Origin of the sequence: Pseudomonas sp. R76 (assembly GCF_009834565.1) — a bacterium.
In the GTDB taxonomy this organism is placed as follows: Bacteria; Pseudomonadota; Gammaproteobacteria; order Pseudomonadales; family Pseudomonadaceae; genus Aquipseudomonas.
In genome coordinates this window covers 4,500,795-4,520,458 of record NZ_CP019428.1, presented here as the reverse complement: position 1 = coordinate 4,520,458, position 19,664 = coordinate 4,500,795, and the positions used below count along the sequence as shown (strand labels likewise).

Sequence of the window (19,664 nt, the reverse complement as noted above, 5' to 3'; positions counted from 1 at the left end):
CAACGTGGTAGTGGGCTAGATAGCGATAAAAATGATGCAACGTAAGCTAGGCTATTGAGGGCTTAAGGGTTCATCGCAATGGTTGTCTGGCTTCGTCTTCGACAACTGAGTGAACTGCTCCAATGCGTTTTGGAAATCCTCCAATGCAAAGCTTAACGGCTTGCTCTCGGCGATCCATTTTGTCGAGATTCCAACTTCCAGTTTGTCCGAAATACTACGACCAAAGCGCCGCCAGTGTACGGTGTCAGCAGCGATTACCTGCTCTGCGACCAAGACGATACAGTCAAAATTCATGTCATCGCTACAGACCAACAACGGCACGATTGTAGAGCTTCCATCTTCGGCTGGGATTATACGGCGATTCGCAAGAGCGTCTTCGTCTTCGTCGATAAGCCAGATAAGAGAAAGACCAAGGCTTGCGAGGTCTGACCATTCAAGATGAGTGGACAGCCATTGCTCAATGCCAATGCCGTCAATCATTAACCATGCGCAAGCGCTCCTTGCGAATCCAGGTCGGTAGTAAGCAGCGCTGATAACTTGGTGCATGGCGAAGTCCTTTAGTGTGGTGCGGCTGGGTCATAGAGAATGATGATACTCCAGTGGTATTACGGCTATACGCTCAACGACATGCGGCTCACGACCAAGGCTCCCACCGAGTCGGCCAGTCGCCTGTTTTGGTCTGGTTTCAAATACAGCAAGGCGGAAGTGACGCTAATGGATCTCCGATACGGATGACCTGTTCGCCCATTTGATTTACAAGTCCGGCACAATCGCTTAAGAATCCGGATTCCCGCATCGACCTACGGACTCACCATTGATCCGTTGAACTCCCATCTATGGTTGTGGTTGCAGGTCTGTATTGCTTTTTCCGATTCTCACTTCGCAAGTCAATTGCGCTTTGGTTGGATCGAATGAACAGGCTTGCTTACGACTATCTTTGTCCTTAACGACCTTCACCAACGCGACGTACCCACCCTTTTGTTCCGTGATGAGGAAGACTTCATCGACAGGGTTGAACGCGCCACCCACAGAGTGTATGTACCAATAGCCAGCCAGCACTATCCCCAGCAGAGTGGCGAGATCTTGCAAAAATTTAAATCTCACCAGCAGGCTGAACGCGACGAGCAATAGTCCCGCCGCTGTTACTAGGTAGCTCCATGAAATCGCGGTGCCAAAGAAAGGAACCATACAAAACGTGAAGATAAGGGCTAGGATAGTCATTACCGCGACCCACTTTAGCCAGTATGTTTTCCATTTTTGCTCTTTGGCAGCAAGCCATGCTTTACACGTAGCCAATTTCCGCTTGAGGCAACTCTTGATTCGCTTCATCAGCGGGACATTTTGGATCTCCCCATTGCACCGAGCGTTCGCCAGTTCCTCGTCCAAAACCATCCGCTGTGCCTTAGAGATAAGTTCATATTCCTCCAGGGTCTCGACGTAGTTTTGCGTTGCCCCTGAGAGACGATGTGCTTCCTGTCTGCTAGTGGCGTCATGAATTGAAAGGATTTTCGCTCGAGCGTTGTCGAATGGTCGCGTTTGGTACTTACTAGACATAAAGTCATCCTTGATTTGGGCCGGGTACTTTACATTAACCATCCATAAAAGCATGCCTACGCAAGCCTGAACTTAACGACGACGTGATACCAAAATGATCCCCTACATAGTAAATATGTCGCTTTTAGTCGCGCTGGGCCCTGTAGGCCCTGCTGAAGATGCTGCTCCACAATAGGAACAGAAAGTGTAATGTGGGGCATACCAAGGAGCTTTATCGGAGGATGGGTGCATGAATGTTTTTATCAGCTCGGTAATAAGAGGTTTTGAGGAATATCGCGCAGCTGCAAAAAAAGCGGTAATGCTGTTAGGGCACACGCCAAAAATGAGTGAAGAATTTGGCGCCAGACCTTACTCCTCGCAAACCGCGTGCATGCTGGAGGTGGATCAGGCCGATGTAGTCGTTCTGGTGCTGGGTGCAGATTTTGGCTTTGAGACCCAAACAGGTGAGTCGGTTACTCAGCAGGAGTTCCGACGCGCTAAAGCTTCAAACAAACGCATCCTCGCTTTTTTGGAAACCATACCGGCCAACGAAAAGCAGGAAGCGTTTAAGCGTGAGGTTTCTGATTACGTCGATGGACTTTTTCGAGTGACATTTTCATCTGCGAACGAACTGGCGGATGGAATTGTGCAGGCTCTCAGCCTTTTGAGGCAGAACCAAACGGCGATTAACGAAACGGAATTCGAGCAGAGGCTGGCCCACCGACCCAATGAATCCAGATCGAGCGGATACGGTCACGACGCTACTGTCGAGTTCGTATTTCTTCCGCAGCCGGCGCTGGGTGGTTCGCTGAGAGTGTCTGATGCTCAGCGGGACGAGATCTTCTTGAAGGTCTGCCAGGAGGGGCTGAGCGCCGTTAGAGACGGCTATAAGCCCCACGATCAACCGGAGACGTTGGGTCTAGATACCAACGTACTCAAGTGGCGAATGCAGGACGACGGTCTGCAGTGGGTTTCCGTCAGTCTTTCCAATGGAAATGCAGGAAGTCGGAATGACATGTTTTCGTCCTATTACGTTTCTCCGTCGAAAACGCGATCCGCCGCGCTTGCTGCTTTTAGCCTGGTTACACAAGGTCGGAGTGGCTGGTTTCAGATAGCTTTGCTTGGCATGGACAATAAAGTCTTTTCGGAGCCTCCAGCTTCCACAGCTTCGAGCATTTCCATTCCTCACCGCACCGAACGCTTGCTCCAAGAGAGGCAGCTCCTTTTGCCGGCAACCCAAAGTGCATTTGAGAGTTGGTTAGATGACGCGCTATATCGAATGGGTCGCAAGCTGAATTTGTAGAGATGTTTAGAGCACGGTAAAGGTACAGCGCAATGGATAAGACAATCACGGTGGATCAGCTGGCTAGCACCGATCTGAGATCAATCAACGAGATATGGCTCGGCGGTACTTGTACCCAGCTATGCCTATGGCGTGGCGAACAGGTCTTCACTCACGAGATGATGAGCGAGTGCACCCACGATCAGAATGTCCGGCGCCTGTGCTTGCAATTGATCAACCAGGGCGATCAAGCCGCAGTTGCCAGGGTTGAGCTGATCGTGCGCGAACGGCTGAAAAAGATGGGGAAGGAAGGCGAGTTTTATCCGGCTGAGGCGGCGGACACTCATCGATAGCACCCAGCAGCTTCGGAAAAAGAAATAGGGTGTCGGCTAGTCGTGAGTCCTTAGTACGCCACGTGAGGATGTGTTGCGATTTCGGCTTTATGGGCAATTGCACTAATTCTGTATTTTGGCGCTCCTGTATTGTTCGTTCCACCAGGTGACAAGCTCAGCATGTTGCTCGTGAGTGATCCATACGAAATTTGTTTTGTCCGCCGCGTCGCCCCCAAAAACTAAGGGCTTCGTATACCACTTGATCTTGCCAGCGAAACGCTCGTCCGGTTCAAGGGAAACCTGCTGGGGAAGGGCAAACGGCGCGGCATAGGACGCATCGAGTGGCAGCGTCGGAATGGTAAATATTACTCCGGAAGAGTTGATGACGATAAAGTCATCCCATCCTCTTAGACCTAATAGCGTGTACCCCGGCAGATGATGATCAAATCTGTAGGCCTTCATGGCAGCTAAGCTCTCATCCTCCGTGAAGACGATGAAATAGTCGTCGTTTTGCCAACCTTCGTTCATAAGGGGATGACTCACTTTTGGCAGATAGGGAGGTACTCGGTGTGCTACCAGCGTCCCGTGGCCGACAGAGAGCAACGGTTGCTTACAGTCGGATGATTGTCTGATCACAGAAGGGCTGCACTGTTTTGGTACAGGCGCAAATCACTGGGAGCGTAGACGTTGCCATTCATTCCAGCAGTTCTCAGCGATGAGGTCTGGATAACCACGATCTTCTTCCATTGCCAACGCTGCGCTGAAAGGCAAAGCGATGCAGGTGGATCTGTCTCGGATTTCACACACCTCAATCTCGGTAAGCGGCTGGCCCTTTTTATCCTCGGCGGCTTGCAGCACTGCCGCCAGAGCCGGCACAAAGACTAGACATAACGGATCTGTAGTCATCAGTTTCTTCCCTGAGTCGATTAGAAATTGCATGGTAGGCCAGTTTCGGACATCAACATTACCTCGAAGTGCGAACGTCAAAGTTAGCGTAGCGCGCTGCTATGTGGTGGCAGGAAGACTTATTGTCGCTAGGCGGCAGACCTTCAATGATGATCCTGAAACGCTTAGGATTACTCACTCAATTCAGTAGCAAAATGGAGCAGGCCACGGTTTATGGATATCGAATTTCGCGGTAACGGCAAGCGTGATAATCCGTCTGTAGGTACATGCGATGAGTACGGCGTGAGCGGGATTACCAGCTTTGACGATCTGACCGAAGCTCGTCGTAAGATTGCTGAGGCGCATCCAGGCTTTAAACCTCTGTTCTCGCTCGATGATATGCACCAAGCCCGCTACACCTCGGGACATGTGCGCAATAATTTAGGGATGGACGATGCATCGGAGCAGGACATAGCGGGGTTACCTCCAGAGTGCTTTGAGAATGGTGAATACATTGGCTATCCGACTACGAAAGCGGAGTTCGCAATCTGTCTTCGCAATTTCATGAGCCTGGTTGCAGCCACGTCTTTCGAGGATGCTTGCGCTCATGGTTTGACGCTAGATCAGCAGGCCCTCCAGGAGTGGATCGGTTACCAGAACAACCCTATCTCTCTTCTAGAGCAGCCTCTTTCAGTGCTCTTGGTACCCGTTCAGCAGTCTTGCCAGGCACTCGCGGCTTTTCCGAATGGCTATTTCACTTCCGACCTGGATCCTGCAAAAAACTTTGCGGTTGCGCGTCACTTTTCAGAAGCGCATGGCTATGAGTTGATGGGCGTAGGTGCTTCTTACATCGGCTTCGTTCGTGCTGAACCGCCTGATACGTCCCTTGCTAACGTCGTAGCCCAAGACTTCTGTGCGCTCTACAACACTAACGATGAAGACCTACAAGCACGCATTTCCGCAGTCGCACAGGCGATCTCTGGTCGGACATATTTGTGGCTCCGTTACGTGGAGTGAGCTTCGTGCGCAGCAAAAGCCCGGCTGAATAGATACCTGAGCTTGTGAGAGGTCTGGGGTTTTTGGCAGCCATGTAGGAGGGCATTTGCTTTGCGCTTTTTGTTCAGCCACGGCGGTGGTGCTACTGAGTCAAGCAAGATCTGACTGACTTACGTCTGTTGGCGAGCCGCTGTGCGCGGGCGGGTTGTCGTAAACCGAGCTCCCGCGTCCCGCCGTATCTCGGCCCTGCAGGCGTCCATCCTTCACGCCTTCGGCTGTTCCAGCCTGCGCGCTCCGCTTGCTCCGGTTACTCAGCGTTTTCCGACGTACTGTGGTTAAGCCGGATTGGCAATCTCAGATTCCCAGCTGACTCGGTCTAGTGTAAGGATCAGAGAAGCATCAGCTATTCAGATTGCTTCCCACCCAACTGGGAAAGGCGGCCTTCAATGGACGAGAAGCTAAATCAGCCAAGTTGGTCTCAGTAAAAATTCAACAACCCTAACAATTGAAGTGCGAATTGTTATCAAAATCAATATTACTTGGACTTAGGGTGGTAAACATAAGAAACAATCTATTTAAGCTGCGCGTGAGAAAAAAATCTCAATAATCGGACTTGCTTGCCGATACATCTCCAGATCAATGGCACGCCTCAAGGTTAACCAGATCTCCCCTATCGAAGAGAAAGCTCTATGACTTGGTTCCTGAATTTACGCCTTGCGGCAAAACTGTCCATATCATTCTTGATATGCGCATTGATAACTATTGCGATTGGGCTCGTCGGGATGAACGGCAACTCGCGGCTGGGCGACGCGATCTCATCGGTATTTAGCAATAATATAACTTCAATTAACAAGGTGAATGAAGCTCTTCAGCAAGTAATTTATCACAATAGAGACCTATACTTGTTGCTGGCACAAAAAGCTGGTGGTGCAGCTGAGGGGGAACTCTCAACCACTCTAAAATCATTATCTGACCGCCAGCGTGCTGTAGAGAAAGCATTTGCTATTTATCGTAGCACCCCGCTGCGCGATGACGAAAAGGCATTAGGTGATAATTTTGAACGGGATTGGCCTGCTTATATAAAAGCGGGAGATAAGTTCGCCAATACTTTGATGTCGGGGGATTTGCCAGGGGCGAGATTGCAACTGATAGGAGACGTCAGCGATAAGTACGGTTTCGCTGAGAAAGAGATGCTAGGGATAATTGCATCTAACAATGATCAGGCAGACGATCTCCGAAGTGAAAGCGATGCTCTCATTCAAAGTTCTAAGCTAACGATGATTGCAGGTATGGTAATCGCGTTCGTCCTGGCAATGGGCCTGGGTCTTCTTATTACGCGACTCATTACACGGCCACTCTCCTATGCAGTATCGGCTGCAGAGCGTATTGCGGGTGGAGATCTTACGCAACGTATTGACGCAGGTAGCCAGGACGAAACCGGGAAATTACTGTCCTCCCTAGATGGGATGCAGGCGAGCCTTCGAAGCACAATTCAAAATATATCCAGTGCATCAGATCAGCTAGCCTCGGCAGCAGAAGAGCTGAGCGTCGTAACGGACGAGAGCACACGGGGTCTTACTCAGCAGAACAGCGAAATCGAACAGGCTGCTACCGCTGTGAATGAAATGACAGCTGCGGTCGATGAAGTCGCTCGAAATGCCGTTTCTACAGCAGAAATATCGCAAAGAACCAATCAAGACGCCATGGCAGGCAAAAGTAAGGTTGGAGAAGCTGTTGTAGCGATTGAAGGAATGGTTGGGGAAATCAACTCATCGAGCTCGCAGGTTCAAGAGCTTGCTCATCAGACTAAAGAAATCAGCAAGGTGCTTGAAGTCATCAGGTCGATTGCTGACCAAACCAATCTCCTAGCTCTGAATGCGGCCATTGAAGCTGCTCGAGCGGGCGAGCAAGGTCGCGGATTTGCAGTAGTAGCTGACGAGGTAAGAGCTCTAGCTCATCGTACCCAATCATCGACTATTGAAATCGAGGGGATGATTAACGCTGCTCAGACAAGCGCTACCTCTGTAGTAGAAACCATGACTAAGAGTCAGAGCCAGGCAACTAACACACGTCAGCTTGCGCAGGCTGCAGGCATTGCTCTGGAGTCAATCACTGAGGGTGTAGCTGCAATCACAGAACGCAATCTGGTTATCGCAAGCGCGTCAGAAGAACAGGCACAGGTTGCTCGTGAGGTAGATCGTAACCTCGTCAACATTCAAAGCTTGTCAGCTCAAACTGCTACAGGAGCACATCAGACAAATGCCTCGAGCCACGAGCTCTCAAGGCTTGCAGTATCCTTCAACCAGTTGGTAGCCAAATTTAAGCTTTAGACCCCACAGAAAAGTGCGCTTTTGCTGGCGCACTTTTCATCTTTCGCTAAGCACGCACGGCATAACCCGACCCTTTGAAGCGGCCATTACCTGAACAAACAACGTAAACGTTTTCGCACCCCTTCTTCGTCTCGCTGCAATGGGTCGTGCAGGTGACGCTCGCAATCGCAGCAACACGCATACCTGTGAGATGCTTCATCTCTAGCCAGGATGTAAAACCAGTTTCAAATTTCCGAATAAAACTTCTGCGCTGCTCGCGACGTCCACTGACGTAGTCACTGAAGGATTGCACATGATTGCTCGTTGGCGTTGGGTAACGAATCAACTCACCAAACGGCTGTGGTTCAGAGCCTCCCTATTCTCCCTTCTAGGGGTGGCTACGGCACTGCTCGCTGTTGTATTCAAAGACTTCATTCCGGAGTCATTGCCAGCGCGCATCGGCGCAGATGCCGTAGACAAAATTCTGGGGATCATTGCCTCCAGCATGCTGGCCGTCACAACCTTCTCGTTGAGCACAATGGTCACCGCTTATGGGGCCGCGAGCAGCGGAGTGACACCGCGCGCCACCACCTTGGTAATGGAAGACACGACGACCCAAAATGCCCTTGCCACGTTTATAGGCTCATTCCTGTTTAGCCTAGTGGGGATCATCGCGTTGAGCACGGGTGCTTATGGCACGCAAGGTCGGGTGTTGCTGTTCGCAGTGACGATAATTGTGGTGATCTTGATCGTTTACACCCTCTTGCGCTGGATCGACCACCTTTCAAAACTTGGACGGGTGGGAGAAACCATCGACCGCGTCGAGAAGGCTGCGATAACGGCAATCACTCAACGAGTTCAGTGGCCCTACTTAGGCGGTTCAGCTTACCCGACCGATCTTTCGCTACCTCCTGGCGCAATCACAGTCAAAAGTGAGCTAACAGGCTATGTGCAACATATTGATGTGAGCGCACTTGGAGCCATCGCGCAGGACGATCAAATACAGATTTATCTGGAGGTGCTTCCGGGGACATTTGTGCACGAAGGAATGCCACTGCTCCACATTGTGAGCTTGGGCAACACGAGGGGCGGTGATACCGATACTACAAGAGAGAAGGTTCTAGCGACCCTGACCTTCGGCGTCCGTCGAACCTTTGAAAATGATCCACGCTTCGGACTTTGTGTGCTCTCGGAAATCGCTTCTCGCGCCTTATCGCCTGCAGTGAACGACCCAGGGACAGCCATCGATGTCATTGGCCGGGGAGTGAGGACTTTAACTTGCTGGAGCAAGCCTCACGTCTCTGGCTCGCAAACAGACCAAGGGTGTAAACAGGTCTTTCTCCGAGGATTGACGGTTGATGATCTGTTCGATGATTTTTTTGCCCCGATCAGCAGGGACGGTGCAGCTTTGCTGGAAGTTAACGTGCGCCTGTTGAAAGCCCTCATCAGTCTCGCTGAAATAAACCCAGCGATCTTTAAAGAAGCATGCGACAGGCACGTGGATCTTCTGATGACTCGTGCAGAGTCCACGTTAGCGCTGCAGCATGAGAAGGATCAACTTAGCTCACTGGCTAGAACGATCACGCGGTAGGCTTATTGAGTTGGATTCTTTGGCCTAGTGGCAGCTTCTGCACTCTCGAGAAAGCCTCGCGCCAATTGCTGATACAACTCAGGGCCCATTCTTGAACTGACAGCCTTGGCAATCAGGGCTACCGCCATGAGACTGATCACCATACTGTGGCTATCAATCATCTCCATCACAATGATTGCGGAGGTGATTGGCGACTGAGTGACGGCAGCCAGAAAACCAACCATGCAGAGTGCAATAGTGGGCTGCGCTGCCAGATGGAATAGCTCTGCGGTATTGGCGCCTACTGCTGCCCCTACAGCAAGCGAAGGGGCAAAAATACCTCCTGGAATACCAGAGAAGTAGGTCACTACGGTCGCTAAGAATCGGGTGATGGGGGCGTGCCATGGCAGGACTACATCAGATGCGATGACCTGAGAGGTAATGCCGTAGCCACTACCGAACGACATTCCGCCGCTCAGCCAACCCAATATAGCGACGACCAATCCACAGATGCCGGCAAACCACACCGGGTGCAGACGCCGCCACTGCCAGATGATGAAGTGTGGATGCCGCTGCGGCCATAACAACATTCGACTAAATAAACCACCCAAAAGCCCACAACCAATTCCTATGACTAATGCCGGGACGACTATGTCGAGGTTGATGTCCTGAATGCCGAAGTGACCGAAATAGTTGTAGTTTCCCTGCAAGGCAATGGCAACCATCCCAGAGAGGATAATGGTGCTGAGAAGAACCCCGCTGGTACGGGTCTCCAGCTTGCGTCCAAGTTCTTCTACCGCGAATGCGATCCCTGCCAAGGGCGTGTTGAATGCTGCCGCAATACCCGCTGCACCTCCCGCCAGAATGAGATCCTCGCTGCGCACGATTCGCGCATTGGGCAGGAAGCGGTGAAAGAATTGCATGATGGATGCGGCAACTTGCACTGAGGGGCCTTCACGCCCCGCCGAAAAGCCGCCCGTCAGCGCCAGAGTTCCAAGGCTTATCTTGGCGAAAGCAATGCGCAATGAAACCAGTCTGTTAATGGGCTTACCTTGACGCGCAAGTCGTGTTGCTGCGATTACCTGAGGAATTCCGCTACCTTGGGCGCCCACAAAAAAGCGCGTTGTCAGCCAGACTACGAGCATGCCGATCATTGGGGTGTAAACAAGCGGAAGCCACGCTCGCTCAGCGGTCTGTTGAGCAAACTGCGCCAAGGCCATGTCTGCCAGCCTAGCGAAAGCCACCACCAGCAGCCCAGCAATGGTTGCTGCAATCCATAGCGTTACCCTGGTGCGCCAGCGCATGGAGGCGAAGCCTCGGCGTAACAGCATTATCGGCTTGATCACCCGAGGAGCTCCTCTTGAAGTCGCTGTATTGACCGCAAGACTAACCAAATAAGCAGCTCGTTCCAAACAGCTTTGGCGGAGTCGCTCGACAGGCTTTTTTCGCGCCCATGGGTATTCACCTATTCATTGATAGGACTAATACCTCCAAAAAACCGGTTTTACGAGTACCAGGACGGTGAGTATCTCCAGCCTTCCCAGTAGCATGCCAATGGTAAGCAACCATTTTGCAGCGTCAGGTAATGACGAGAAGTTATTAGCAGGCCCGATGATTGTGCCTAAGCCTTAGCAGGGTCGAGGATTCGCGGTGGTCGCCGACGAGGTCAGAACTCTGGCCTCGCGCGCACAAAACTCCACTGAAGAGATCCGCCGGATTATCCAAGAGCTGCAACTGGCGACAGGCGGCGCCGTCGAGCAAAATGAAAGCGGACAAACTGCGCGCGCAGGAATGCATCGAATCCGCTGATCAGGCCTCGACTAGCCTGGATGCAATCAATGACGGCGTTGAGCAAATCGTAGCGATGAACACCGAGATAGCGAGCGCGGCAGTTCAGCAGCACGCCGTCTCGGAGGATATCAATCGCAATGTGACTGAGATTCGTAACGGTAGCCTTGCATTGATGGAGGGCATAGAAGACAACGCTGTGACTGCGGAGGAACTGTCGCTGCTGGCAGGGGAACTGCGTACTTTCGTTTCGCGTTTCAAGCTGTAACGCGATAGTGGGCGATCCCAATTTGTTGCGCCCTCCAGCCTTTGCTTACGCGCCTACCGGTAGCGCATTGATTCAATCATATACGAAGGATACCCAAGCATCTTATAGATTCTTAGAGTTGAGTCTTCTCCTTCATTCGAGTGTCTATTCTGATGTAACGTGACAATACTAATTGCTCAGGAAACTCCCATGTCCAAACTCGCAGAATTTCGCCAGCTTGAAAAACATCTCGCCGAACAGCTTCAAGCGCTTGAGGCCCTGAAGGGCGACGCTGGTCTTAAGAAAGAAATTGAATTCGAAACGAAGCTGCGCGATTTGCTCGCAAAATACGGCTACAGCCTGAAAGACGTGATCAATCTGCTTGATCCACAAGCAGGTCGTCGCGCTCCAGTATCCGAGCCTAAAGCCAAACGCAAGGCCCGCCAGGTGAAGGTTTATAAGAACCCACACACCGGTGAAACCATTGAGACGAAAGGTGGTAATCACAGAGGCTTGAAACAGTGGAAAAGTGATCACGGCGCGGCGACTGTTGAGTCCTGGCTCAACAAGTAGTTTTAGCGCTCGAATAAATGGGCCCGGGAGGGCCCTTTTTTTTGGTGCTTAAAAAAACTAACGCGTTTGCTCTCTCGCTCCTCGTTGGTCGAAAGATACCTGATGCTGTTGTATCCCTTGTACGTCGTGATTTTCTGTCGTGTAGCATCGTCAGCTACCAGACTTCCGCGCCGGTAATTAAAAGGCTGCAGGAACGGATTATGTAGTTGAGCATTTTCCTATGCCACGCAATGTAACCTTGCAAAAGGCGCCTCAAACTAAGGCGCCTTGCACAGAGGCCTACAGCCAAGCTTTGATTTGCGCACATACAGCTGCTGTTGAGATGCCATACCGATCATGTAGCGTCGGCAGTGCGCCCGCCTCCAGGAATGCGTCGGGTAAAGCGATTTGCCGGAAGGTAGGAGTTACGCCGTTACGCAGAAGTAACCCTGCAACAGCCTCGCCGAGTCCACCGATAATCGAGCTGTTTTCGGCTGTGACTACCAAACGTCCGGACTTTCGGGCTTCAGCCAAGATGGTTTGCTCATCTAGCGGCTTGATGGTTGGGACGTGTAGCACTGCGACAGCCACAAAGCTATCGCGGTTGCTCTGCGTTTTAGTGGTTAGCGTCGGCCAAGGCAGCCTCGATGAAGCGAACGGAACTCTCCATAGCCTGCTTACCTTCTGGCAACATGGTGGCGTAGAAGTGCCAGGCGTGGAACATCGCTGGCGATACTTCCAGATTCACGCGAACGCGGTTATCAGCCAGGTGAGTTGCAAGGCGCATTGCATCACTCAACATCAGCTCGTTCTCGCCGATCTGCACCAGAATTGGCGGAAGCCCGGTGACATCCGCGAACACAGGAGAGGCCAGAGGATGATTGGCCAATGTGTCGCCTAGGAATGCTCTGGCGAGGATGTCCAAGACAGGCTTGGAGTTCAGAGGATCCAGGCCTTCGCGGTTGCTCATGGAAGCACCGGTGTGTTCAAGGTTCGCCCATGGTGAGATGGAGGAGCCAACCGCAGGCAATGGAAGCCCTTTCGATTTAGCCGCGACCATGACGCTGACAACCATTGCGCCGCCAGCCGACTCGCCAGAGAACGCAATTTTGTTAGCCGGGATTTTCTGCTCAAGCAACCATTCGTAAGCGCGCAATGTGTCGTCAATAGATGCTGGAAACTTGTGCTCAGGAGCGAGGCGGTAGTCCGGCATGTACACACGAGCACCGAGCATTTCCGCGTAGTTGCCGCCGATACCGTGGTAGCCGTCTGGACGTCCTACAATGTAGGCGCCGCCGTGAATGTACATCACGACCGCGTCGGTTTTGATCTCGTCCGGAGTAACCAGTGTGCCGGGTACGCCACCCATGTCGACTGCTTCGAATTTAACGCCAGCTGGCGCTGGATTTTGCGCGAGCATTTTTGCGTAAGAGTCGCGGATGTCGCTCATTTTTGTGGTGGTATCGATTCCCTTAAGAACGGGTACCAGATCGCTAAGGCTATTGGCCCAAGTTTGGACGGCTGCTTGGACTTTAGTGTTCATAATGACCTCAATTGATCGTTGGGAGTGGATTAGCTAATTGAGATACTATGCTTAGTATTGGGGAATAGGGTTCCCCATAACAGGTGCTAAGCCGCCCGAACGTTGAGACCACCGAGGCCGTATGGAACTCCATAACCTGAATGACATTGCCGCGTTTGTGGGCTCGGTAAACGCTGGAAGCTTCACTGCGGCGGCAAAACAGCTTGGCCTTACGCGCTCTGCAGTGGGGAAGTCGATAGTCAGGCTTGAGGCTCGTTTACAGGTACGTTTACTGAATCGCACTACGCGAAGTTTAAGCATGACGGATGACGGCCAGGTTCTGTATGAGCGCTGTGTGGGCGTTCTTCAGGATCTGGACGACGTGGAGGATGCCCTTGCGTTTCGTCGTTCGACACCCAGTGGGCGACTGCGGATGAGTCTGCCGGTTGCGCTGGGCAGACTTCATGTCCTTCAGCACATTGAGTGCTGCCTTAAGGATTGGCCCTCCCTGAGCGTGGATATCACCTTTTCTGACAGGCTGGTCGATCTGATCGATGAGGGATTTGATTTGGCCATGCGCATCGGGCCACCGAAGGAAGATTCTCGGTTGTTAACGCGCACTGTGGCCTACCAACAAATGATTACCTGCGCTTCCCCCAAATATTTGGCTGAGCACGCCGAGCCTAAAACGCCGGAGGATTTATCCGAGCACCAGTGCCTGCATTTCGTGAGTGGTGGGAGATTGCTTCCTTGGAATTTTCGCTTGAATGGTAGCTCTGTGTCCGTTACTCATGGTGGAAGGCTACAGATGGACAGTGCTGAGTCATTACACCAGTCAGCTGTAGCTTGCCTGGGCATCGCGACTCTTCCTTCCTACGTGGTGAACGACGATTTGAGGAGCGGCAAGCTTGTTCAATTGCTCGCTGGGTATGCAGAGGCCGCAGAGCCTGTTCGGGTGATCTACCCTAGCAAGCGGCACCTCTCTCCAAAAATTCGACTCTTCATCGATAAGCTCGTGGAGGCTTGGTCACCATGCCCACCATGGGAGCAGCATTCTGCGGAAGGCATTCACTCTGCATGACCCGTGATCTGCTGACTAACGGCCAGTATGCTTTCGAATGCAGGGGGAACATTCCAGGGGCAACCTACGAGGGAGAGTTTGTGGACGCCAAGTGGTACGGTCACGCCTGGGTAATACTCGCGGGTGTGCTCTGCGACCTATCCATCTTCCGAGTAAGCCCTGCGTTATATCCAGTTTCTGTACGAAATCGAAGGCGAAGTCCGCGATCTGGAGCCGGATTTAAGGCGTCGAATACGACAAGAAAAAGCTGTACGGGTGATGAACATTCTCCATGCCTGGATGAGCGCCCAGCGCGATCTGGTGCCCGAAGGCTCAGCCATCAGCAGAGCACTCGATTACAGCCTGAAACGCTGGGCAGCGCTATCACGCTACATCGATGACGGGGCAGTACCCATTGACAACCATTGGGCCGAAAACCAAATCAGGCCATGGGCTCTTGGGCGCGAAAACTGGCTCTTCGCTGGATCACTGCGCAGCGGCAAACGGGCGGCGGCAATCATGACCTTGATCCCGTCTGCGCGGCTGAATGGTTATGATCCATATGCGTATCTGAAGGATGTTCTCACGCGCCTACCGACGCACCGGGCGAGTGAGATCGATCAGTTGCTACCGCATAGTGGGTGACCAATTAATCACAACTGGTAGGGGTAGTCAGTATTCCTGTCGCTATAGCATCTCTGTACGAGTTAAACAGCCGGAGAGTGACGGGGAGTACGATGACAATTCAGACACCACAAGACACCGGTGACCAGAAGTGCAATCGCCGCAATTTCATGTAAGTCGGGCAGCCGATGCTCCCATAGAAATCCAAAAACCAGCGCCGCTAACGTCTCAATCACGAGCACTTGTCCGCTTAGTGCCAGTGGTAGAAGTCGGCTCGCCTGATTCCAGCACGCATTACCCACAACCGAAGATAAAAACGCTACGCCACCGGCTACCATGACAAAGTGTAGCCATTCGGAGTTGTCATGCGTTCCGACCTGCCAGCCCAGGACAGGTACCGCCAAAAGCAGTGACTGAGCGCCAGTCATGACCCCTGTCAGCAGTGCCCAGTCATGGGCGGAAACGCTGGTTACCTGAGCCAGCCGCCGAGCGTTGCTCACTGCGAACCAACTCCATGTCACTAACGCGCCCGCTGCGCATAGAATTCCGGCCACGTTTGTCAGTATATCTGGCTTGTCGCCGTTGATCAGTGTAACCGTCCGGCCAGCACCCTCTCCTGACAGCCCTCCAAATTAGCCAAAATAGTGGACACCATTTTTTAGTGGACACTATCTTGGATAACGTTGCCCCCGCTCGTCGAACCGGCCGCCGCCCCAACTTCTCGCTGGCGTTCAAACGCCAAGTCGTCGAGGCGACCCTCCAGCCTGGCGCCTCCGTGTCGTTGATCGCTCGTGAACATGACGTCAATGCCAACCTAGTGTTTCGCTGGCGGCATCAATATCAGGAGGGGTTATTCGGCACCGTCAGCCAGAGCGCAACGCTTTTGCCCGTCCGGGTGATTGAGGCGCCAATCGATCTGCCACACGTCGTCCAGCCACAGGCGGAGTGTCATTCCGAGATCGCAGTTGAGGTTGGAAAAGCCAGGCTGCGTATCACGGGCGCACCCGATCCGCAGACGCTGCAATTCGTCTTGCAGCAGTTGCTGCGATGATTGCTCCGCCCGCTGGAACCCGTATCTGGATCGCCGCCGGCGTCACGGATATGCGCCGTGGCTTCGATGGTTTAGCGGCACAGGTGCAGACACAGTTGGAAGCCGACCCGTTTTCCGGTCAGATCTTTGCCTTTCGCGGACGGCGCGGTGACCGGATCAAGCTGTTGTGGTGGGATGGCGACGGCTTGTGTCTGTTTTGCAAACGGTTGGAACAAGGGCGCTTCGTCTGGCCGCAAGCAACCAGCGGCAGCGTGTCGCTGACGGCTGCGCAGTTATCGATGCTGTTGGAAGGTATTGATTGGCGCAGGCCAATTCGTACAGCACCCGTCCTCGCGGTCTGACTTGCCGCGCTGAAAAAATCCCCAGTAACATGCGGTCATGACTCTCGTGACCGACTCCCTGCCGAACGATCTTCAAGCCTTGAAGACTCTGGTCTCTGCCCAGCGGGCAGAGATTGAGCGCTTGAGAATGATGATCGCCAAGCTGCGTCGTACGCAGTTCGGTCGCAGCTCCGAGCAACTGGACGCGATGATCGATCAACTTCAGTTGAGCCTTGAAGAGCTGCAAGTCAGCCAAGCCGAAATGACACCGCCAGTCGAACCGGCACCTCGCGCAGTTTTGCGCCGCAAACCATTGCCCGAACACCTGCCTCGCGAAACTCACGTGCATCAGCCTGAGTCGCAATGCACGGGCTGCGGTGGGAAGCTTCGCTATTTGGGTGAGGATGTTTCCGAAGTGCTGGAGTACGTTCCGGCACGTTTCAAAGTCATTCGCCATGTCCGTCCGAAGATGGTTTGCAGTTGCTGCGAGCACATCGCCCAGGTGCCGGCGCCGAGTCGTCCAATAGCCAGAGGCCTTGCAGGCCCGGGGTTGTTGGCCCATGTGCTGGTCTCCAAGTTTGTCGATCATCTGCCGCTGTACCGGCAGTCCGAGATCTACGCCCGTGAGGGCGTGGAGCTGGAGCGCTCAACCCTGGCCGACTGGGTGGGCCAGAGCAGCCAATTGCTCAGGCCACTGGTCAACGCGCTTGAGCACCACGTCATGAGCGGTCACAAAGTCCATGCCGACGACACGCCGATTGGCGTGCTCGCGCCGGGCAACGGCAAGATCAAAACGGCTCGCCTGTGGACATACGTGCGCGACGACCGACCTGCGGGTGACTCGACACCGGCGGCGGTCTGGTTTGCCTATTCGCCGGATCGCAAGGGGCAACATCCGCGCGCTCATCTCAAGAGTTTCAGCGGGATCTTGCAGGCTGACGGCTACGCCGGTTTTGCTCAACTGTATGCGACAGGCACTATTGAGGAAGCCGCCTGCTGGGCTCATGCCCGACGCAAGTTTTACGATGTCTACAAAGACCAGGCTTCACCCCTTGCCGCCGAGGCGCTGCAACGGATTGCGGCCCTGTATGCCATCGAGAGCGAAATTCGAGGGCAACCGCCCGACCAACGCAAAGCGATTCGGCAAAGCCGGGCCAGTCCGCTGCTGGTACACCTGCACGCATGGCTTAATCAGACGCTGACTCAACTGTCGAAAAAGTCGGCATTGGGCGGTGCAATCCTCTATGCCCTCAACCGGTGGCAGGCCTTAATGCGCTACTGCGATGACGGCCGAATCGAAATCGACAACAACGCTGCCGAACGGGCGCTACGCGCCGTCGCGCTGGGCCGCAAAAACTACCTGTTTGCCGGTTCCGATGCCGGCGGAGAACGAGCCGCAGCGATTTACAGCCTGGTGGGTACTGCCAAGCTAAACGGGTTAAACCCACAGGGCTATCTGACCTACGTGCTTGAACACATTGCCGAACACCCGATCAATCGGGTGAGCGAGTTGCTGCCCTGGAACATATCCTTGAACCACACTGAACACTGTGAGGCCGCCTGATTCATGGTTAAAACTGTCCGTTTACCCAAACCCGCCCCCGACCTGTTGCTGCTGCACATCGAGCTGAAGTGGATCACTCCGAAGATTTGGCGTCGGTTCGCGGTGCCTGAAAACATCACCTTGGGAAAATTGCACCATGTCATCCAGATCGTGATGGGCTGGAGTGATAGCCATCTGCATGAGTTTGAAATTGCCGGTGAGAATTACGGCATGCCCGACCCTGATGGCTGGGGGCCGACGGTAAACCCGGAAGCCCGTAAAACGCTGATCAAGGCGCTGAACGGAAGGCGGACATTTAATTATCTCTACGACTTTGGTGACAGTTGGCATCACAGTATCAAGGTCGAAAAAACGCTACCCGCTATTGCCTGTCCTCAGGTGCCGTACTGCATCGACGGCGCCAATGCTTGCCCACCGGAAGACGTGGGTGGCGGGCCTGGTTACGAGGAGTTTCTGGAGGCGATGGCCAACCCCAATCATCCAGAGCATGACGCCATGGTTGAATGGCATGGCGATGTTTTTGATCCAGCGGCATTTGAGTGCGAGCGCGTGAACCAGTGGTTTAAACGGATTAAGGTTTGAGTTGCAAGGCGGTGTAGCTCGGACGCTTACGATCAGTGCGTGCCAGCTGATGAGTACGACCCCGCCCACAGCGCAGAACAGCGAGGGAGTTAGCTTGCGCAAAGAAATTGCGTTGACGTCATGACGACCTGCCAGCGTGACGAACACGGGAATGAGTCCGACGATCAGAGACGTTGTGGCAATGCCAACCAACTGCACACCGGTGCCCACTAGCGTGTAGTAAATGAGGTTCCCAATCAGGCTAAGCCAGAAGAGTGACTTCCAGTCGGCGATAGTGAGATTGGCGCAAACGCGCCTCCAGCGGGGCATAAGCAAGGCCACCGAAATCGCGCCGTAGCAGAGAAATCTCAGAACGGCGAATTGCAGGCCGCTCAGCCCCGGCGTGAGCTGGGGGCCGAGGAAGATCACTCCCCAACACAGGCCCGCGCAAACTCCGTAGACAATGCCCTTTAGCAGTAATCGATCAGCAAGCATTTCATCCGCGCTCCAAAGCGTTATGGGTAAAGTCTGGAGCAACTGATTCGGGGAGTATTGTCGGTAACTACGGGATTTTTTACCCAGACTGTTTTTGCGTTTTACGATAAACCGCCGGGGTCGTGGCCCTCACGCGCTGCATGGCACGGGTCAGCGATGCCTGGTCGCTAAAGCCGGCACGCAAGGCAATCTCGGATATGGTCAATGAGGTTCCACGCAACCATCGTTGAGCTTCTTGCAGGCGTAAATCAGTCAACCAAACTTGCGGACTCATCTCGAACATTAGCCGGAAACGTTGGTGCATCTGACTCATGCTCATTTTTGCTACTTGAGCCATGCGTTCATTGCTCCAGTTCGCTCCAGGATCCGCCTGAATACGAGCGATCAACTGCTTCATGGGGTCTGGAAAGCGGGAGATATCCGGATTTAGAGACGATAAAAGCAGAGGCCCCAATTGGGAGGCCGCGATGGACAATTGTGCATTGCCGATTAGCTCAGCGAACTCTATAAGTCGACGAGTAGCGGGGGAAATGGGCACATATATTTTCTGAGCAAGACGCTCGATCTGGAGCGTTTCCATAATCGTCGGCGCACAGTCCAAAACTAAAAAACGGCTATCGAGGTTAGTCTGCTGCGAATGGATCGAGCCAGGTGTCACAAGCGCTGCCAATGACTGATCAATGCAGCCGCCGCGACCGTTTACGTCAATTTCCATTTCGCCACGAATCGGCAGTACCAATTGAGCATGCTCGTGGTGGTGGTGACGGTCTTCCCTCTCATAGCTGCGAACTTCAAGACTAAGAAACATTACTGCACCTTCCGGCCCGTCTGGTTATCCAAGGTTGACGTCCCAAAACGCCCAATGCGCGCCCGCGTTAGGTCAGACTTGCCACTGATTCTAACATCTACGGATCAGACCGTTGATCGCACAACCTGTATTGGCCATACACTTACGGAACAACAGCGTATCAGG

Annotated in this window: 18 protein-coding genes and 8 pseudogenes; 15 read left to right on the top strand and 11 right to left on the bottom strand. The window is 53.3% G+C overall.

Translation table 11 applies throughout. The features are described from left to right. Window positions 1-51: 51 nt before the first annotated feature. Window positions 52-546 (bottom strand): hypothetical protein, encoded by a 495-nt coding sequence (locus tag PspR76_RS20195; protein WP_159958120.1) that lies wholly within the window; start codon window positions 544-546, stop codon window positions 52-54. 66 nt (window positions 547-612) lie between these two features. On the opposite strand from PspR76_RS20195, the pseudogene PspR76_RS31715 reads away from it, so the two are divergent. Continuing rightward, a pseudogene (locus PspR76_RS31715) lies at window positions 613-726 on the top strand (DUF4113 domain-containing protein); the annotation flags it as partial. A 108-nt stretch (window positions 727-834) separates the two neighbouring features. Here PspR76_RS31715 and PspR76_RS20190 read toward each other — a convergent pair. Then, entirely contained in the window at window positions 835-1,554 is a 720-nt protein-coding gene (locus tag PspR76_RS20190) for a hypothetical protein (protein ID WP_159958118.1), read from the bottom strand. Between the two features lie 229 nt (window positions 1,555-1,783). On the opposite strand from PspR76_RS20190, the gene PspR76_RS20185 reads away from it, so the two are divergent. Next, window positions 1,784-2,836, top strand: coding sequence for a DUF4062 domain-containing protein (locus PspR76_RS20185; protein ID WP_159958116.1), 1,053 nt, complete (start codon window positions 1,784-1,786; stop codon window positions 2,834-2,836). Window positions 2,837-2,868: 32 nt separating this feature from the next. Then, a complete protein-coding gene (locus PspR76_RS20180) occupies window positions 2,869-3,168 on the top strand; it encodes a hypothetical protein (protein WP_159958114.1) in 300 nt (99 codons plus the stop codon). Between the two features lie 102 nt (window positions 3,169-3,270). On the opposite strand, the gene PspR76_RS20175 is transcribed toward PspR76_RS20180, so the two are convergent. Next, window positions 3,271-3,675: a hypothetical protein gene (locus PspR76_RS20175; RefSeq protein WP_237235681.1), complete on the bottom strand. Its 405-nt coding sequence runs from the start codon at window positions 3,673-3,675 to the stop codon at window positions 3,271-3,273. A 141-nt stretch (window positions 3,676-3,816) separates the two neighbouring features. After that, entirely contained in the window at window positions 3,817-4,053 is a 237-nt protein-coding gene (locus PspR76_RS20170) for a hypothetical protein (protein ID WP_159958110.1), read from the bottom strand. Between the two features lie 213 nt (window positions 4,054-4,266). Here PspR76_RS20170 and PspR76_RS20165 point away from each other — a divergent pair, with 213 nt between their 5' ends. The 4 genes and pseudogenes from PspR76_RS20165 to PspR76_RS20155 all read left to right on the top strand — a co-directional run bounded on the left by PspR76_RS20165 (window position 4,267) and on the right by PspR76_RS20155 (window position 8,928). After that, a complete protein-coding gene (locus PspR76_RS20165; protein WP_159958108.1) occupies window positions 4,267-5,049 on the top strand; it encodes a DUF4253 domain-containing protein in 783 nt (260 codons plus the stop codon). A 668-nt stretch (window positions 5,050-5,717) separates the two neighbouring features. Continuing rightward, window positions 5,718-6,500 (top strand): annotated as a pseudogene (locus tag PspR76_RS31710) (MCP four helix bundle domain-containing protein); the annotation flags it as partial. After that, the gene (locus PspR76_RS31705) at window positions 6,495-7,358 is read left to right on the top strand and encodes a methyl-accepting chemotaxis protein (protein WP_371914122.1); all 864 of its coding nucleotides are present in this window, start codon (window positions 6,495-6,497) and stop codon (window positions 7,356-7,358) included. The pseudogene PspR76_RS31710 and the gene PspR76_RS31705, both read left to right, overlap by 6 nt. A gap of 292 nt (window positions 7,359-7,650) precedes the next feature. Continuing rightward, window positions 7,651-8,928 carry a DUF2254 domain-containing protein gene (locus PspR76_RS20155; protein ID WP_159958104.1) on the top strand — a complete coding sequence of 426 codons (1,278 nt, stop codon included), beginning with the start codon at window positions 7,651-7,653 and terminating at the stop codon, window positions 8,926-8,928. 2 nt (window positions 8,929-8,930) lie between these two features. On the opposite strand, the gene PspR76_RS20150 is transcribed toward PspR76_RS20155, so the two are convergent. Both PspR76_RS20150 and PspR76_RS31135 read right to left on the bottom strand, forming a co-directional pair. Next, window positions 8,931-10,253, bottom strand: coding sequence for a chloride channel protein (locus tag PspR76_RS20150; protein WP_159958102.1), 1,323 nt, complete (start codon window positions 10,251-10,253; stop codon window positions 8,931-8,933). A 135-nt stretch (window positions 10,254-10,388) separates the two neighbouring features. After that, window positions 10,389-10,535 (bottom strand): annotated as a pseudogene (locus PspR76_RS31135) (potassium transporter TrkH); the annotation flags it as partial. 4 nt (window positions 10,536-10,539) lie between these two features. Between PspR76_RS31135 and PspR76_RS20140 the strand changes: the two are divergent. After that, window positions 10,540-10,963, top strand: a pseudogene (locus PspR76_RS20140) (methyl-accepting chemotaxis protein); the annotation flags it as partial. Between the two features lie 189 nt (window positions 10,964-11,152). After that, window positions 11,153-11,515: a histone-like nucleoid-structuring protein, MvaT/MvaU family gene (locus PspR76_RS20135; protein ID WP_056859809.1), complete on the top strand. Its 363-nt coding sequence runs from the start codon at window positions 11,153-11,155 to the stop codon at window positions 11,513-11,515. A gap of 279 nt (window positions 11,516-11,794) precedes the next feature. On the opposite strand, the pseudogene PspR76_RS20130 reads toward PspR76_RS20135, so the two are convergent. Next, window positions 11,795-12,085: pseudogene (locus PspR76_RS20130) on the bottom strand (transketolase C-terminal domain-containing protein); the annotation flags it as partial. Between the two features lie 25 nt (window positions 12,086-12,110). Further along, a complete protein-coding gene (locus PspR76_RS20125; RefSeq protein WP_162530295.1) occupies window positions 12,111-13,037 on the bottom strand; it encodes an alpha/beta hydrolase in 927 nt (308 codons plus the stop codon). Between the two features lie 121 nt (window positions 13,038-13,158). On the opposite strand from PspR76_RS20125, the gene PspR76_RS20120 reads away from it, so the two are divergent. Next, window positions 13,159-14,097: a LysR family transcriptional regulator gene (locus PspR76_RS20120; RefSeq protein ID WP_159958100.1), complete on the top strand. Its 939-nt coding sequence runs from the start codon at window positions 13,159-13,161 to the stop codon at window positions 14,095-14,097. A 156-nt stretch (window positions 14,098-14,253) separates the two neighbouring features. Then, window positions 14,254-14,721: pseudogene (locus tag PspR76_RS20115) on the top strand (IS66 family transposase); the annotation flags it as partial. Between the two features lie 62 nt (window positions 14,722-14,783). Here the strand turns inward: PspR76_RS20115 and PspR76_RS31330 are convergent. Further along, window positions 14,784-15,290 (bottom strand): annotated as a pseudogene (locus PspR76_RS31330) (EamA family transporter); the annotation flags it as partial. A gap of 83 nt (window positions 15,291-15,373) precedes the next feature. On the opposite strand from PspR76_RS31330, the gene tnpA reads away from it, so the two are divergent. The 4 genes from tnpA to PspR76_RS20090 are packed head-to-tail and all read left to right on the top strand — an operon-like array spanning window position 15,374 to window position 18,217. Then, window positions 15,374-15,751, top strand: coding sequence for an IS66-like element accessory protein TnpA (gene tnpA / locus PspR76_RS20105; protein ID WP_159953426.1), 378 nt, complete (start codon window positions 15,374-15,376; stop codon window positions 15,749-15,751). Further along, entirely contained in the window at window positions 15,748-16,092 is a 345-nt protein-coding gene (gene tnpB, locus PspR76_RS20100; protein ID WP_078824259.1) for an IS66 family insertion sequence element accessory protein TnpB, read from the top strand. Before tnpA ends, tnpB begins: the two co-directional genes overlap by 4 nt. Before the next feature lie 37 nt (window positions 16,093-16,129). Then, window positions 16,130-17,635 carry an IS66 family transposase gene (tnpC, locus tag PspR76_RS20095; protein WP_078824258.1) on the top strand — a complete coding sequence of 502 codons (1,506 nt, stop codon included), beginning with the start codon at window positions 16,130-16,132 and terminating at the stop codon, window positions 17,633-17,635. 3 nt (window positions 17,636-17,638) lie between these two features. After that, on the top strand, window positions 17,639-18,217 hold the full coding sequence (locus tag PspR76_RS20090; RefSeq protein WP_078824257.1) for a plasmid pRiA4b ORF-3 family protein: 579 nt from the start codon (window positions 17,639-17,641) through the stop codon (window positions 18,215-18,217). Between the two features lie 30 nt (window positions 18,218-18,247). On the opposite strand, the pseudogene PspR76_RS20085 reads toward PspR76_RS20090, so the two are convergent. After that, a pseudogene (locus tag PspR76_RS20085) lies at window positions 18,248-18,691 on the bottom strand (EamA family transporter); the annotation flags it as partial. A 79-nt stretch (window positions 18,692-18,770) separates the two neighbouring features. Further along, window positions 18,771-19,499 carry a helix-turn-helix domain-containing protein gene (locus PspR76_RS20080; RefSeq protein WP_003191427.1) on the bottom strand — a complete coding sequence of 243 codons (729 nt, stop codon included), beginning with the start codon at window positions 19,497-19,499 and terminating at the stop codon, window positions 18,771-18,773. Window positions 19,500-19,664 lie beyond the last annotated feature (165 nt).